The organism is Streptomyces sparsogenes (assembly GCF_001704635.1).
Taxonomy (GTDB): domain Bacteria; phylum Actinomycetota; class Actinomycetes; order Streptomycetales; family Streptomycetaceae; genus Streptomyces; species Streptomyces sparsogenes.
In genome coordinates, this window is the sequence record NZ_MAXF01000224.1 from 1 (window position 1) to 545 (window position 545).

Here is a 545-nt window from a genome sequence, read left to right on the forward strand (position 1 = left end):
CTCAGCCCTCTCCTCGAGATCCATGAGCAGGTTGCGGGCGAGCTGGGTGACCCATGCGCCGGTCGGGTGGGCGGTGACACCCAGGACGTGAACGCGCCGGGTCTTGATCTCCATGACGAAGAAGACATAGAGACGTCTGAGGAAGACGGTCTCTACGTGCATGAAATCGCAAGCGAGCAGTGTGTGGGCTTGGGTTCGGAGGAAGGAGCGCCAGGTCTGCTGGGAGGCGCGCTGCGGTGCGGGGGGTGGACCGGAGCGGTGCAGAACGCGTCGGATAGTCGCAGCGGCGACCCGATGACCAAGCCGACGCAACTCCCCTTGGATCCTGACGTACCCCCAGGTCGGGTTCTCTCTCGCCAGGCGCTGGATGAGCGCGACCGTCTCTTCCGGCAATGGTGGACGACCGGGTCTGACCGGTGCTTGGCTCCATTTCCAGCGCACCAGACGGCGGTGCCAGGTCAGCAGTGTGCCCGGGGTGACCAGTCGATGGCGGCGTAAGGCGGGTGGCAGATGCCGTGCGGGAGCGGAGAGCACGGCACGATCAG

The 545-nt window shown here is 65.9% G+C and carries 1 protein-coding gene; it reads right to left on the minus strand.

The features are described from left to right. Window positions 1–534: helix-turn-helix domain-containing protein (locus tag BBH68_RS44700; protein ID WP_170066642.1), on the minus strand; the 534-nt coding region annotated here is incomplete at its 3' end. Window positions 535–545 lie beyond the last annotated feature (11 nt).